Annotated in this window: 10 protein-coding genes and 1 riboswitch; of the genes, 2 read left to right on the forward strand and 8 right to left on the reverse strand. The window is 38.2% G+C overall.

The genetic code is table 11. The features are described from left to right. Positions 1-207: 207 nt before the first annotated feature. The 3 genes from A2J09_RS10350 to A2J09_RS10360 form a co-directional block, all read right to left on the reverse strand. Positions 208-492, reverse strand: coding sequence for a hypothetical protein (locus A2J09_RS10350; RefSeq protein WP_031417391.1), 285 nt, complete (start codon positions 490-492; stop codon positions 208-210). 694 nt (positions 493-1186) lie between these two features. Beyond that, on the reverse strand, positions 1187-3757 hold the full coding sequence (locus A2J09_RS10355) for a vitamin B12-dependent ribonucleotide reductase (protein WP_031417389.1): 2571 nt from the start codon (positions 3755-3757) through the stop codon (positions 1187-1189). A 188-nt stretch (positions 3758-3945) separates the two neighbouring features. Then, complete coding sequence (locus A2J09_RS10360) at positions 3946-4776, reverse strand: lipoate--protein ligase family protein (protein WP_031417388.1); 831 nt, start codon at positions 4774-4776, stop codon at positions 3946-3948. 204 nt (positions 4777-4980) lie between these two features. Between A2J09_RS10360 and A2J09_RS10365 the strand changes: the two genes are divergently transcribed. Both A2J09_RS10365 and A2J09_RS10370 read left to right on the forward strand, forming a co-directional pair. Further along, positions 4981-5367, forward strand: coding sequence for a rhodanese-like domain-containing protein (locus A2J09_RS10365; protein ID WP_031417387.1), 387 nt, complete (start codon positions 4981-4983; stop codon positions 5365-5367). A 424-nt stretch (positions 5368-5791) separates the two neighbouring features. After that, positions 5792-5867: riboswitch (glycine riboswitch) on the forward strand. A gap of 163 nt (positions 5868-6030) precedes the next feature. After that, positions 6031-7368 carry an amino acid permease gene (locus A2J09_RS10370; RefSeq protein ID WP_031417385.1) on the forward strand — a complete coding sequence of 446 codons (1338 nt, stop codon included), beginning with the start codon at positions 6031-6033 and terminating at the stop codon, positions 7366-7368. Between the two features lie 34 nt (positions 7369-7402). Here A2J09_RS10370 and A2J09_RS10375 read toward each other — a convergent pair whose 3' ends face one another. From A2J09_RS10375 to A2J09_RS10395, 5 genes are all read right to left on the reverse strand, one after another. After that, complete coding sequence (locus tag A2J09_RS10375) at positions 7403-8365, reverse strand: glutaminase (RefSeq protein ID WP_036162080.1); 963 nt, start codon at positions 8363-8365, stop codon at positions 7403-7405. An 84-nt stretch (positions 8366-8449) separates the two neighbouring features. Continuing rightward, a complete protein-coding gene (locus A2J09_RS10380; RefSeq protein WP_012295108.1) occupies positions 8450-9865 on the reverse strand; it encodes a M20 family metallopeptidase in 1416 nt (471 codons plus the stop codon). Positions 9866-9887: 22 nt separating this feature from the next. Continuing rightward, the gene (locus A2J09_RS10385; RefSeq protein ID WP_012295109.1) at positions 9888-11111 is read right to left on the reverse strand and encodes an MFS transporter; all 1224 of its coding nucleotides are present in this window, start codon (positions 11109-11111) and stop codon (positions 9888-9890) included. A 326-nt stretch (positions 11112-11437) separates the two neighbouring features. Next, positions 11438-12739, reverse strand: a complete 1302-nt coding sequence (locus A2J09_RS10390) for a hypothetical protein (RefSeq protein WP_012295110.1) — start codon at positions 12737-12739, stop codon at positions 11438-11440. A 144-nt stretch (positions 12740-12883) separates the two neighbouring features. After that, positions 12884-15754 (reverse strand): hypothetical protein, encoded by a 2871-nt coding sequence (locus A2J09_RS10395; RefSeq protein WP_012295111.1) that lies wholly within the window; start codon positions 15752-15754, stop codon positions 12884-12886. Between the last annotated feature and the right edge of the window lie 121 nt (positions 15755-15875).

Raw genomic sequence — 15875 nt, forward strand, 5'->3', positions numbered from 1 at the left:
AGTATAGGAACGAGTTCAGATAGCCTTCAGATGCCTTTTTATTTTAATCATGCAGCAAAAGCCTGAGGCCTTGATAGACCTATGATGCATCGTTTACCTCTACCTTCATATTTTTAGGATTAAGATTTTTTATTAAAAAGAAGTCCCCAAAGCGTTGTTTGAGAACTTTATGCTGCTTACCATATCGGTATGAGCTCGAGTAAGCGTCTATTTTTTATTTTTCGGTTCTAAAAGTATAGGTGCTATATTTAGTAAGATAGAAACAATTGTTAAAAACCATAATGCCCTTTCCATACCAGGTACTACATCCTCTAAAGCTGCCCAATCCTCCACTTTTACCCATCTAGATACAAGACTATACTCTGAACAAAGTGTCAATGCTGTAAATGATACCCCCATTGCCATCGCAAGCTTATAATCTTTACCTGTTTTATACATATAAAGATTTATAAAGGTTGCAACTATAGCAATAATTCCGAATATGAACCACATATTGATACCTCCTTTTTTCAATATAGAAATAAATTGTAATTAAGATGTTCCCAAACCTTCTTTTCGGAATTTTGTACTTATTTTTGTAAATCCCGATGCTCCCTATAAGCGTTTTTTTGATGGCACTCTATTTTACTAGAGTAGCGATTCATGAAGACTAATCGACACTGCACCACAGAAAATTAAGAAATGTTAAATTGGTAATTATTTCTAATAAAGATTTTATCATAATGTTATATATTCTAATTTTACAAATTAAACCATTAGTTTTTTAGTTATTTCTTCATCTACTATCCACCATTATTCTTATTCCTCATCATAGTCCTTCTACAAAATAAATACGTTTTTTTATGATGGAAAAGCACCCATTTCGTTAACCAGTTGCACGGTTCTTGCTTTATATTCATGATTTTCGGAAGGGTCTAGTAGCTGAAAGGACTCAGTTCGTTTTTTTACTCCTGTATCTGTGAACTTCATTGTTCATAGGTAACAGTTGAAGTAACAGAATCCAACAAGGCTTTTGTAATACCTGCTATTGGAATATAGGGGTTATTTGCGGTTATATAGATACCCTATAATTTTCAGAAAAAATAAAAAAGTAACCTCTTACGGTCATCATACCGAAGAGGTTACTTTAAATTTTTATGACTGAAATTGTTTATAGAACGCTACAATAACGTGGTATAAACAATATTTACAGGCCGCATTTTAACTGTGCGCCACAGTTTGTACATGTATTACAGCCACCCATTTCTTCGACTGTTCCTTTGCGGCAAACCGGACATGTATTTCCTACGTCTGAGCCAATTACCGTTGTGGACTCTAGTGCTTGAATCGTATCCACTAATACGACTGGACGTTTTGTATGTTCTTCCACTAATTCTTCTTCAAATGATAATTGATCCATATCATTTTCCTCAGCTTTTAGCGTAAGTACCTGTGAATCACGGCTACCATCCACATAGACCGTACCACCTTTAGCGCCACCTTTATACAGTCGCTCGTAAACTTTTTCAACTTGTTGTACAGTGTAGCCTTTTGGTGCATTTACTGTTTTAGAGATTGATGAATCAATCCATTTTTGAATAATACATTGTACATCAGCATGTGCCTCTGGTTTTAGCTCCATTGCCGTTACAAACCATTCTGGAAGCTCTTGCTCATTAGCTTCTGGATGACGGTCTAAGTATTCTTTTACGATTTCAGCTTTCACTTCAATGAACTTACCAAGACGACCAGAACGGTAGTATGTGAAGGAGAAGTATGGTTCAAGACCTGTCGCTACACCTACCATCGTTCCTGTTGAACCAGTTGGAGCAACCGTTAATAAATGGGAGTTACGAATACCCGTTGCTAAAATTTGCTCCTTGATATGAGCAGGCATTTTTTCCATAAAGCCTGTTTCTGTGAAAGCTTTACGTAAACGAGCTGTTTCTTCGTCAGTAGCACCGACTAAGAATGGGAAGCTACCACGCTCCTTAGCAAGCTCTGTAGACGCCTCATACGCTGTTTCAGCAATTGTTTTAAAGATTTCATCGACTAAAGCATTACCTGCTTCAGAACCATATTCTTTCTCACAATAAATAAGTAAATCAGCTAAGCCCATTACGCCTAAACCGACACGACGCTCACCTAGTGCTTGTACACGATTTTCTTCTAAGAAGTATGGTGTGGCATCAATAACATTATCCTGCATTCGAACACCTACACGAACCGTTTCACGTAGTGCTTCGTAATCTACAGTTTGGTTGTCTTTATTAGCAAATTGTGCAAGGTTTACTGCTGCCAAGTTACACACTGAATATGGCGCAAGTGGCTGTTCCCCACATGGGTTTGTCGCTACAACGCTTTGACCATATGCCTTTGCATTCGTCATATCATTGGCATTGTCGATAAAGAAAATTCCTGGCTCTGCGGAGTAAGTTGCACATACGTTAATTAAATTCCACAATTCTTTCGCTTTAATCGTGCGATATGTGCGGATTTTATAGCCCATCTTCTCCCACTCACGAACGTCACCAACATTATGCCATTCTGTATTATAAGCACTCATTTCCTCTTTTGAGTATTCTTCCACCGCTGGGAAACGTAGTTCGAAATCATCATCGTTTTCAACAGCTTCCATAAATTCTTTTGTTAATGTTACGGATATGTTTGCACCCGTTAAAAACTCTGGATTGTGAACGGTATATGTGCCACCATCACGTAGTTTATTTTCAGCCTCTCGAATAATGGCTGTATCGAATCCACCTAAACCTTCAATACTTTTATAGTTTACAATGCCTTGATACATAGCTTCTTCTTGCATAGAAAGCGGCTTGAAGTTTAATTTTTCTTTGGCTAGACGAATGATTGTTTCATCCGTTGTATTTTCAATTAGGTAACGAAGAATACGTGGGTTTTGCATTTTAGAAATAATAAACTCCACAATATCAGGATGCCAATCTGCAAGCATAATCATTTGTGCTCCACGACGTGAGCCACCTTGCTCTACAAGATGTGTCAATTTAGCAATATCATCTAACCAAGAAACAGAACCAGATGATTTGCCGTTTACACCACGTGCCAGTGTGTTGCGTGGACGTAATGTAGAGCCATTTGTTCCTACTCCACCACCACGGCTCATAATTTCCATTACTTGCTTACGATGATCACTAATACCTTCACGTGAATCAGCAACAAAAGGCATTACGTAGCAGTTAAAGAATGTTACATCTGTTTCAGACCCTGCTCCGTATATCACTCGTCCTGCAGGAATGAATTTTAAGGACACTAATTGATCATAAAATTTTTCAAACCATTCTTGACGTTTTTCTGGCGTTTTTTCAACAATTGCAAGTCCTGTTGCATTTCGTTTAGCGATTTGTTCATAAAAAATCTCAAGAGGCTTCTCTAGCACGTCAATTGAACGCGTAATCACACCCGTTTCTTGCTCTTTTGGATCGTCTAAAGCGCTACGATAATCTTCCTCAATCAAAATATCTGCTGTTTTTGTAGTCATGTCCAGCTTTTGAATGGTCCCTAAACCACGTGCAGGGAATTTTGGATCAGCTTTGACCGTTAAAACAACAAAGTCACCAGCTTTCAGTGTTTTCTTTTCTGTGTCTTTAAACGAGTAGCGATCGATCATGACAAGTCTAGATACACCTTTGTGCGTGATGTGCATATCAGGCGTTACAGGGTGTACCTGCGGGAATTGTTCGATATCTTTGTTTAACTGTTCAAATTGATTGTTTACATCGGGTTGATGATTTGTGAGTACCATCGTTTTGCCTCCCTTACAAAATAAATACACAATATCATGTGTTGTTAAACACTACATATTGTGTATATGTCTTTAAAAAAGATACTATATATAGATTTTCAATTCAACTCTTGCTTTTTTCAATAGAATCGGAACTACTTGTAATAGCAAGGATTGAAAGCTTAAAAATATTTTTTTTATACCATTTTTTACTTTTTGAAGTTCCACTCATCACATGCATATTTTTTTTCTTCTAATGCACGGACATATTCTAACTGCTCCTCAGAAAGTGTAAATGGTTTTAATTCAATTTGCAACGATTTTGCAAATCCATCTCGAAAAGCTGTCACACATTGTTCAACTGTCACAGGCTCATCCACAAGACTGTTAATCGCTACTGCTTTCTCCGGTAATTTTCTGCGCATACGATCCTTCGCTTCTTCACTCGAAAAATTAAAGACCGATAATAGCTTCTCTTGATCTAAATCTAATAAAATGGCACCATGCTGCAATATAACGCCTTTTTGACGTGTTTGCGCACTTCCAGCTATTTTTTTCCCTTCGACTACCAGCTCGTACCAGCTTGGAGCATCAAAGCATACAGCACTTTTTGGACTCTTTAAGTCTGCTCTTTTTTCCTCTGTATCCGGGACACTAAAATAGGCATCCATTCCTAAGTTGTGGAAACCTTGCAAGATTCCCTCACTTAGCACACGGTACGCCTCTGTCACGGACTCTGGCATATCTGGATAGCTTTCTGTTACGATGACACTATATGTAAGCTCATGCTCATGCAGCACAGCTCGTCCACCAGTAGGTCGACGTACAAAGCCTAAGCCTTGTTCTCGTACAGCGTCTAAATTTATATCCTTTTTGGCCTGCTGAAAATAACCAATTGATAGTGTTGCTGGTTCCCACTCATAAAAACGAATGACTGGTGGAATTAACCCCTCACTATGCCAATCAAGTAATGCTTCATCTAGTGCCATATTAAAAGACGGACTACATTTCCCTGAATTTAAAAAATACCAAGTTGTCATTTGTTCATCTCCTACAATTTATAAAAGTACCTCAGGCCCCACCTGTGGTTCAACCTTAACGAAGATTACGTTACCGTTCAAGTTGTTGCTTTTGAAGCGAGATAGACGAATTCGCCACAATCTAGTTAATTTTATCAAACTCATTGGACTATCGCTAGCGCATCTTTTATAATAATAAAGAAGATAGAAAGGGGTAAGAAAATCTTGGACATACTTATCACAATCGGTGTCGTTTTAGTAGTCATAATTGCATACATCGGTATTAATGCACTACGACTCAAAAAAGCTGTAACCAACTTAACACAAGAACAATTTATTGAAGGCTATCGTAAAGCACAGCTAATCGATGTTCGTGAACAAAAAGAATTTGATGCTGGTCACATTCTTGGAGCACGAAACGTTCCTTCCACAACACTACGTCAACGTTATAAAGAAATTCGCCCAGATTTACCAGTATATTTATACTGTCAAAATACAGGCCGTAGCTCACGTGCTGCACTATTTCTTAAAAAACGTGGGTACAACCAAATTTACCAACTTCAAGGCGGTTTCAAAACTTGGACAGGTAAAATAAAAACCAAAAAATATTAATATTTCCCTAAAAAAGTCGTCTCAAAGAACTAGGAGACGACTTCTTTTTATACAAAAAATTCAGAGTTTCTACTATATTATATCTATTGCAAAATTTTAAGTGTCTATTTATGGTGCTTGTTCATACTATGCCATCCGCTTCCTCGTCCCACCTTATTTGAACCTACTTTGAAGGTCTTCATCATTCTTCCCAGAAGCCTTTCAAATTTATTCATTTTCACATAATAGGAGAAATTTTGTATGTCCAAAAATACTAATTTTCGTTAGTATTTTTCATGTATGCACTGCATTCTTCTATTTTTCTGAAAATAATATAAATTTATAGTTGAATAATTGGAATAGCACTGCTAGGATATATAATATCTTAAAATAATATTAAGTATAAAAATTAATTAGCTATGAATGCTATGGATCAAACTATAGCAGGAGCAGTTCTGGAGAGAGCGCATTTGCGTCGCCGAAGGGTTCACTATCTCAGGCAAAAGGACAGAGGAGTAATAACAGCTTTTTTAAGCGATGCCACACAAAGATTAAGATGATTTGATGAAGCATCCGTGGTCAAATGGTATTTGTTATTCTGACGTTTTTCCGAGACTAGTGTCACAACTAGTCTCTTTTTATTTTTCCAGTCATCATTTTTTATGCATCTTTGGGGGGATTAACGTGGAACAGCAACAATTAAAACGTGAATTAAAAAATCGTCATGTGCAGCTTATTGCCATTGGTGGAACAATAGGAACCGGTTTATTTCTAGGCTCCGGGAAAGCCATTGCGTTAGCAGGGCCTTCCATCATTCTTGCCTATTTAATTGTCGGAACGGCACTCTTTTTTGTTATGCGTGCATTGGGCGAACTATTATTATCGAATTCAGGATATACATCATTTACGGATTTTGCCTCCGAATACATAGGACCATGGGCAGGATATGTAACAGGCTGGACATACTGGTTCTGTTGGATCATGACAGCGATGGCAGATATTATTGCTGTAGGAGTCTATACACAGTATTGGTTTAATATTCCCCAATGGGTTCCCGCTATCGGTTGTTTAGTATTATTGCTACTACTGAATTTATTGACGGTCAAACTATTTGGGGAGTTAGAATTTTGGTTTGCAATCATTAAAGTGATTACCATTGTGGCACTCATTATCCTTGGGCTTATTATGTTAGTGACAGGCTTTCAAACAAGCTCTGGAACAGTTTCAGTAGATAATCTTTGGGTTCACGGCGGCCTGTTTCCAAATGGCGTATATGGCTTTTTAATGGCCTTTCAGATGGTCGTTTTCGCTTTCGTCGGTGTGGAATTAGTAGGCGTATCGGCAGCCGAGACTGCAAACCCACAAAAAAACATTCCTTCAGCTATTAATAAAATACCGTTTCGAATTTTACTCTTTTATGTAGGGGCACTATTTGTCATCCTATGTATCAACCCATGGTATGAAATGTCTGCCGCAAGCAGCCCATTTGTCCAAGTATTTACGTTAGCAGGTATTCCAATTGCTGCAGGTATTATTAATTTTGTCGTGCTTACTTCAGCCGCATCTGCTGGTAATAGTGGTTTATTTTCAACAAGTCGCATGCTCTTTAATCTTGGTAAAAATAAACAAGCATCACCTGCTTTTGCTAAGCTCAATAAAAATAGTGTTCCCAGTAACGCGCTAGTTATTTCCGCAATTGTTGTCTCTGTGGGGGCGCTGTTAAGTAAGCTAATGCCAGAGAATGCCTTTAGTATCGTTACGACTATTAGTGCGATTTGCTTCATATGGGTGTGGAGTATTATCATCATTTCTCACATTATCTATAAACGGAAAAATCGTGCCCTTCATGAGGCCTCAAGCTTTAAAGCACCGCTGACACCTTTTATCAACTATGTAGTGCTTGCGTTTTTTACTTTTCTATTAATTGTGATGTTTATTTCCGAGGCAACACGTACAGCTCTGCTACTAACACCTATTTGGTTTATTGCCTTATTTATTCTATATAAAATGAAAAAAAGATGACTTCAGACTAAGCTCTGAAGTCATCTTCTACTTTTTAAAAAATGGTCATATCCCATTCTGTCGCTAAATGTTTCAGTAATTGGACACCTGCGACACTATTCCCGATTGGATCAATGGCTGGTCCATAAATACCTATCCCGCAGCCAGCAGGAAAGGGTGAATCTAGTCCTGCATGGCCAGGCACAGCTGTAAGAATGGCACCGGAGACACCACTTTTAGCAGGAAGTCCAATAAATGCTGCAAATTTTCCTGAAGCATTGTACATACCGCATGTCACCATTAAAGCCTTTGCTAATTTCGCCACTTGTTTAGGAAATAACTTTTTCTTTAATAGCGGATGATAGCCATCATTGGCAATAACTAAACCAATCATCGCTAAATCGGATACATTGACTTCAATCGCACATTGCTTTAAGTAAACCTCAAGAGCCGCTTCTACTGGGCAGTCTAAGAAACCAGAATCCTTGAGGTAGTAGGCTAGTGCTCGATTACGGTTCGCTGTTTGCCACTCTGATTGAAACACTTCCTCATTAATACTTAAAGGTTTGCCTATGATTTGCTCTAAAAAATGCAGGATTTTGTCAATTTTCTCTTGTGGTGAATTTCCCATCATCATAGAGGAAACAGTAATCGCCCCAGCATTAATCATTGGATTAAAGGGCTTTCCTGGTTGATGACTTTCTAAACGAATAATGGAGTTGAATGTATCCCCTGTCGGCTCAACATCTACCCTTTCTAATACATATGGCAATCCTCTGTCCATACAGGCCAATATAAAGGTGATTACTTTAGAAACACTCTGAAGCGTAAATAGTTCAGTCGTATCCCCGGCTTTCATTTCGTGCCCTTCAGTTCCGATAATAGCTATAGCTAATTGATTCGGGTCTTTTTTAGCTAATGCAGGGATATAGTTAGCGCACTGTCCTTCTTTAGCAGCAGAGCGAAACTGTGTTACCCATTGTGCCACAAGCTGATCGTGACTAGGTTGTGTTGTCATTACTGTGGACTCCTTTCAAAATGTGCAAAAACAGAGTCTTCATAGTTCTCCTATGAAGACTCTATCCATATTTTTGCTATTCTTTTATAGCTTTGGAGGCATTGTCCCCTCCGGAATTAACGATTTATACGTCTCCCCATCAAGACGTTCTTGCCATTCCTTTTTAGCTTCTTCAATTAGTACTGGATTAGCCAATAACTCAATCGCTGTACACGCCATAATTTTAGCAGCTTGTAGCATACCTTTATGGGCGATTGGCGTGACACCTTGAGAAACAACTTGCCAAGTATGCAATGGTGTTCCTAATGCCATACATACTGTTGTACATTGAACAGTTGGCACATTCCAGCTGACATCTCCCACATCAGTAGAGCCACCCATAATAAATTCAGGGAGTATACGAGGAATATGATCAGCAATAACTTTTCCTTGTAATTGTTGTACATCGCCTTTATGTAGACCGACCAATGATGAGGCTTGTACTTCAGGAGAAAACGTATGGAAAATAGCCTGAGCATACTGTTCATCTTCTATTGTATAGTCTGGCATGCCAATTTCAAGTATTTGTTGATACATGACATCATAAAGTGTCTTATTTGTTATTAAATTAGAAGCAGCACCTTCGAAATCAATTTCTAGGGAAGTGCCTGTCATAAGCGTTGCACCCTTTGCAATATTTTCAACGCGCTGATAGATTTCTTGCACTTGTTGCTTTTTAGGTGCTCGCACTAAGTAGGTAACTTCGGCATATGGTTGAACAACATTCGGAGATGAACCACCAGAGTTTGTAATAGCATAATGCACTCGTGCTTCTGGAATGATATGCTCTCGTAAGTAGTTTACCCCAACGTTCATAAGCTCAACAGCATCTAAAGCACTTCTTCCAAGATGAGGAGCAGCTGCTGCATGAGCACTTTTACCTGTAAACTTAAATGTAACGGCATAGTTTGCAAGAGAGCTACAAGTCATCACCGTTGAAAAAGTACCAGGATGCCAGGAAATGGCGATATCTACATCATCGAATAAGCCAGCTTTCGCCATATAAGCTTTACCAGATCCATTTTCTTCGGCAGGGCAACCGTAGAAACGGATGGTTGCAGATTGCTGATGTTGCTCTAAATAATCCTTTACTGCAACAGCTGCTGCAAATGCTCCTGTTCCTAACAAATTATGGCCACAGCCATGACCGCTTCCGCCATTCTCTAGAGGCTCATGATTGGTAACACCACCCTTTTGGCTCAAGCCTGGGAGTGCGTCGTATTCCCCTAAAAAGGCGATAACTGGCTTTCCTGAGCCAAATGTTCCGACCAGCGCCGTATCAAGACCAGCCACGCCAACCTCAGTTTGAAAACCCTCTTTTTCTAGTGCCTCTTTCATATATTGCATCGATTGTTTCTCTTGAAAATGAAGCTCCGGTACTGCCCAAATCGCATCGCTTAAGGCCACACTCGCTTCCTTCTTTGCCTCAATCAATGTAGAAATTTTCTCTTGAAATCTCATAATTGTCCCTCCAATTTGTTCTTTATGCTTTCAATAATGCTCCCTTTTGATCGTTTAGCGTCACAAGCGACACAATACAAATGAGTGCGAATCCAATCAGCATCCAAAAGGCTGCATCAAAGGAACCATTAAAGGCATCGACCATAAAACCAATAGCCATGGGCGTAACAAACCCCGCTAGCTGTCCGCCTGTATTCGCAATCCCCATCGCTGAGCCTGTTATAGACGAAGGCAATTTCTTTAAAACGATTACGGGTAGTAGCGTGATGACAAATGCGATAAAAATAGAAACAACTGTTTGATAGCCAATAAATAATGTCACCGTTTTCGCAGTAAACATTAAATACAGTAAAATACCGATCACTGCACAGGAAATGGAGCCTAACACCTTTTCCATTCCTTTTGGAAGCTTATCGATGATATAGCCACTACCATACACCCCAATAATTGTTGTAATGGCAGGAATCGTTTGTGCCCAACCAATGGACATTAAATCTAGTCCACGATTTTTTTGAAGATACGTTGGAATCCACGATACTAATCCCCAGTTCACCGCATAAATACAGAAATAAGCAATAATCAAATTCCACATCAGCGGTGTTTTCAATAGTTCTTTAAAGCTTACCTTGACTGTCGGACTACCTGTCTCAGCAGCATCTGCTGTTTCAGCTTTTGGTAGCTGAATGTATTTCCAATATAAATAAGCAATAATGGCTCCAATAGCCCCGATAATGATAAACATCATACGCCAGCCAATTGTTCCTAATAAATACGCGGCTAACAGTGGTACAATTAGCGAAACAATCCCACCAGAGGTAAGCATAATCGACATCGCTCTTCCTCTTTCTTCTTTCGGAAAAATCGTGGCAATAATTTTAGAGCTAGACGGCTGGAATCCACCCTCGCCAATGCCGAATAAGAAACGAATAACAATCATTGCTGTTAAAGACCAGGCAATAGCCGTTAGTCCCGTAAAAATAGACCACATGATGACTGCCATTAGTAAGATTCGTTTTGCGCCAAATTTATCAGCTAGCCAGCCTCCTGGTATTTGCATAATGGCATACCCTAAAAAGAAAGCGCTTAAAATGATACCCGTCGAAGATGCATCCAATTGCAAATCACCTGTAATTGAAACGACCGCGTAGTTCATAATATAGCGATCTAAGTTCCCTAAAGACCAGCCTAAAAATAATAGTGCAAGGATGACATTTCTAGATTTTTTCGTTACGTCATTTGTTGTCATTTATATCCCTCCCATGATCCCTTTTTATGGCAGTGATTGCATCACCGCTACGATTACTCTTTAAGATTCTTGCCCCCTTGTAAATCTAGTAAAATCAAAACCCCTTTTATATACCGACATTTTCGTTATATATTCGTATAATAATCAAAGTAGTCAAAAAATACAATATTTTTTTGAAAATTTCTAATAGATAATCGCATCCTTCACTATGAATGATTTCCTCAAAAAGCTCACAACTCATGAACTGACCTTTGTTTTCAATCCTAAAATTTGAGAAAAAAAAAAATGCCCAAACCATGGGCTGGTTTGGAGCATCTTTTTAGTTTCTAGACAAGCTGATACATTTTTATTGGTCTACCACGCGTATGCTGTAACTCTTCACCACAAATTCTTGCTAAATCCACACTACATAAATCAGCAACAATACGCTGTGCGTTTCTTTCACTCATTTGAAGCTGTGTCGCTAAATCCTTTGTCGTAAAATGTTTCCAGCGCATTTTCTGCACAAGCGCATGGATTTTCATATACGTTTTAATACTAATATTACCCTTTTTTAGCTTTTCTAAAATATCAGGGTCTTCTGCTCGGTAAGAATAAGACAGTTCTTCTATATGTCCAACCGACTCAATAATCGTACCATCATCCTGAATCATCACAATATCGACGGCCTCATTTTCTTTGGTCTGTCTAAGCCCACGATGAGCATGTAGCTCCGCATTGAATACGGTTTGCGCAAAACCAATACCTGCTGTTACTTTGGCCTCCATTTCAATTGATAGTTGATACATTTTTTCCTGTAGAAATTTAATTTGCCCTTCAATGGCTCCCCTTGTACTAAAAATTGTATATTTTCCATTCCCTTCTTCAATGAGGGAACCGTCAATTTGTTCACAAAGTTGCAGTAGATGTTCCTTGGTACGTAGCTCTAAATATTGAATACGATACCCTTGCTTCATACGTTCCTTTAAGGAATCGAAGTCCTTGATTTCAAGCATCACAGCACCAATTTGGGTTTCTTTATAGTAGGATGTTTTGATTTTTTCGGTAAACAGCTGGACTGTATGGTAAATCTCTGTTTTTGTAGGAGATACCCAATAGGAAGGAACCCCTCGACCTTTCAGCTCCTCATCAACGGAAGGATAGCAAGTGATAGCAAAATCAATCTTTCCCTCCTGCCAAAGAGTATAGTGGAAATCAAACAACTCTTTTGGATCAATCGCTACATCAAATTCCTTTAAATACATGTTATTCACATTTTTTTGGATCTCCGCTAAACCCTCTGAAGCCATTTGTGAGGGAGAAGGGATAAGGTCGATACTAACATTTTCAATAAACTTCTTTTGTCGATAGGATTGCTCTAAAAATCCTCTGTAAATAGCCGCCTCCGAAAAAATGATATGTGCCAATTTATCGTGCGAAACTGTTGTTTGACACGCTATCTTATAAGGGATGTAGCCAGAAAACAGCCAGAAATCCACATCTTGGTTATATGTCTCCACAAGATGCTTTGTCTCTGTCGCAATAGAATAAATATACGGAATAAATTCCATATCCTGTTCAATCTCTCTGGCTAAAGCGATAATTCTATTGACGGATTTGACAGGACCCACAACACCTATTTTATACATCTATTGTTCCTACCTTCTTTGTGAAACTACAATGGTTATGTAAAAAATTTCTTTACTCTTCTGTTCATAGTATAGCGGACAACCAATTTACTAGACAAATAAAAAAATTTATAAAGAAAAACCCCGAATTTCTCGGGGCTTACCTTATTTCATATCCTGTGGATACATGTTTTTATAAAGTAATTCTAATTTTTTGGAAAGCTTCCCATAAGCTGATTGCCAGGCCTTACGAGCCGCCTCGTCGCCATCCTCTTTGTATAATGCATGGACATCGGCAACCTTCTTCAAATCAGTTTCGGCTTGCGTAAGCTTCGAATAGTTTTTGATGATCTTTTTATCACTAGCGCTCAATGCATCATATGCCGTACGAATTTCTTTTACTTTACCCTCTAGATCAACTATATACTCACCATTGACGAGGAGAGAATTGATTGATTCAATTAATGTCAAAGCATTTTCATTCGTTTGTTGTTGACCTTGTTGCTTTTCGCTAATTAATTTTTGGATATCTGAATGAATAAGGCTCACTTGCTTAGACGTAAGCTTTTCAAAAGCCTTGATAACAGTACTTGGGTTAGCGCTAAACGATTTATCATAGGTCTTCATAAAGGACTCTACTTTTTTCACATCTGCGATCGCCGCTTTTAAAATATCATAATTGGTAATTAGCTTTTTATCACTTGAGCTTAAGCTACTGTATTGCTTAGAAAGTGTATTAATTTTATCTATTGACACTAAATATTGATCATTGGCAACAATCATAGCTATTTCATCATTCAATTGCTTTATATTTGGTGCATTTTCATCAATAATTTGATTCTTTAACAATGCTTCGTATTGCTCTTTTGCTAAATGCTGTTGATTAGCAGGTAATTTAGCATACGCTTTTTGCACAGACTCTATTTTTTTAGCTTGTTTAGCTGCATCTGTTTCTTCTTTAGCGGCTTGAATTTTTTTATAGAAAGATTTGACACCTGTAATATCCTTCTGAGCACCTGTTAGTAAATAGTTATTGGTTACATATTTTCTTGCACCAGATGACAGCTTTTTATAGGACTGCGCCGCCGTATCAACAGCTTTTTCTAATTGATTGAATGTAAATTTAGTGACATCCGCAAATTTGGCGATATCAGCTTTCAATGCCTCTGCCGCAGCTTTATCAGCAGGTACTTTCCCATCCACTGAAACTTTTGGCGTATTTAGTAAAAACTCTTCAGCATTATAGACAAGCGATTGCTGTAAAGACGTCAGTTTATTATAAGCTTTTAATGTATTCGTATAGCTTGAATTCAATTTACTTTCAGTTACACCCGTTACGCCAGAAAGCTTTTGATAAGCATCCATATCTTTTATGACTTTTTCAGCCGTTTTTAAATCCTTTTGTAAAGTAATAAGACTGTCATATCCCTCTATTTGTGCTGCTGATGCTTTTGTTAAGCTCTTATATTCTTTTACCATACGAGCCACATTATTAACATGACTTTGCCAAGAACTAGCAGATGGGTTTATTGGATAAATATCATCCCCAATATAGCTATCTATATCATTGTTTAATGTGGCAATTTGACTTTCTTCCGCACTCTCTGCTGTCGCTAAAAGCTGTCCGTACTTGTCTGGCACCAATTTTAATTGCTTATACGTTAATTTTTCATAGTTGGAACGAATAGACTTGGCAACCGTGACCTGCTTGTTCGGCGTATTATTGGATGATAATTTATCAAATGATTTAATAAATTGCTCCACTTTTTTAATATCTGCTTTAGCCTCATTAAGAATCGTTAGGTTTTGAATAGCGCCACGATAATTTTGGGATAATTTGGCGATATCTGCCTCAATCGTATTCACGACACCTTGCAAGGAATCCTTATCAGAAGGGACATATTGGGCAATACCATTTGTGTAGGTTAATAAATTAACGATGGCCAGATTAAGTCTTCTGACTTCTTTAATTTCCTCAAGATCATTTGGCTCATTTAGAAGGTTCTTAATGCTCGTATATAAAGCATCATTGACATCTAAGCTACGCTGTAATAAATCGAACTTATCGTATGCCGCTTCAATCTCCTTAATGTAGGTAGGTAAATCTTTGTCGTTAATTCCCCCCACCTTGTCCACTTTTTCATTTAACTTATTGATAAGGTCCACATCTGCAAGTGCTCGTTTGAGGACAGCGTAATTCGACACATTTCCTTTAGCTGGCTCTGATAAAGCCTGATACTTACTTTCTAATGCCTTAATTTTTTCTTCGAAAGACTTTATATCAGTAACATTGTATTTGTTATCATTCACTAATAGATTCTTAATATCATTTGTTAATGTATCTGTTGGTTCTTTTGATATAGAAATCACTTCAGAACGTGGAGATTCCACAAAAGAAGTGCCTACCTGAGCTTTGACTTTAACAATAATATCTTTGATGCCCTTTTCTATCGCATCTTTCGGTATGGTATAGGTGCTACCTGAAGCTCCCTCAATAATAGTAAAGGAATTTTCACCCTCACCTAGCTGATAAAACCATTGATAACTATATGTAATTTGACCACTTGTTAATGTCGCTCCTGCCTTATCCGTAACAGTAATACCTGCTACTTTCACCGTTTCGCCAGGTGCAACAAAATCTGAAGTTGAAAAACCCTCTAACGTTGGCGTTGTAATAGCAAGATTCAACGCATTAATGGTTCTTGGTTCACTTTGATATTTTTTTCCCTCAGTTGTAGTGGCTTCCACAAAAATAGTTTTACCCGCTGCTTCTACTGGCACCTTTAGCGAAGCAGAAGTAGCTCCTGCAATCGGTTTATTCGTGGACGTTTTTGAACCGTCTTCACTAGCCACCTTTTCTAGATAATACCATTGGTAGGCATTAACTATAGCATTATTGGGTAATTGATGAACCGTTAATGTTTCATTGACAATATTCTGCCCCGTGACCGTCACCGTTTCCTCTGCACTTGCAACAGCCGGTACAATAAGCGCTACGGGTAGTGCTGCTGCTGTTAAAAATAATTTTTTATTCAAATTAGTTGACCTCCTCAATCCTTCTATTGAATTATATCGGCCACATCTCCCTGATTTCCTTTATTCAGGGGAAAGAATTCAAAAAAGTGTATATTCTCCTGTATTCTTATCTCTACAATAA

The organism is Lysinibacillus sphaericus (genome assembly GCF_001629735.1).
Classification (GTDB): Bacteria; Bacillota; Bacilli; order Bacillales_A; family Planococcaceae; genus Lysinibacillus; species Lysinibacillus pinottii.

Bases quoted from the DNA above. Each gene is read 5' to 3' on its own strand.
- A2J09_RS10380 (WP_012295108.1), bottom strand. From the start codon at position 9,865: ATGAGATTTCAAGAGAAAATTTCTACATTGATTGAGGCAAAGAAGGAA.
- A2J09_RS10390 (WP_012295110.1), bottom strand. From the start codon at position 12,739: ATGTATAAAATAGGTGTTGTGGGTCCTGTCAAATCCGTCAATAGAATT.
- A2J09_RS10355 (WP_031417389.1), bottom strand. From the start codon at position 3,757: ATGGTACTCACAAATCATCAACCCGATGTAAACAATCAATTTGAACAG.
- A2J09_RS10375 (WP_036162080.1), bottom strand. From the start codon at position 8,365: ATGACAACACAACCTAGTCACGATCAGCTTGTGGCACAATGGGTAACA.
- A2J09_RS10350 (WP_031417391.1), bottom strand. From the start codon at position 492: ATGTGGTTCATATTCGGAATTATTGCTATAGTTGCAACCTTTATAAAT.
- A2J09_RS10385 (WP_012295109.1), bottom strand. From the start codon at position 11,111: ATGACAACAAATGACGTAACGAAAAAATCTAGAAATGTCATCCTTGCA.
- A2J09_RS10360 (WP_031417388.1), bottom strand. From the start codon at position 4,776: ATGACAACTTGGTATTTTTTAAATTCAGGGAAATGTAGTCCGTCTTTT.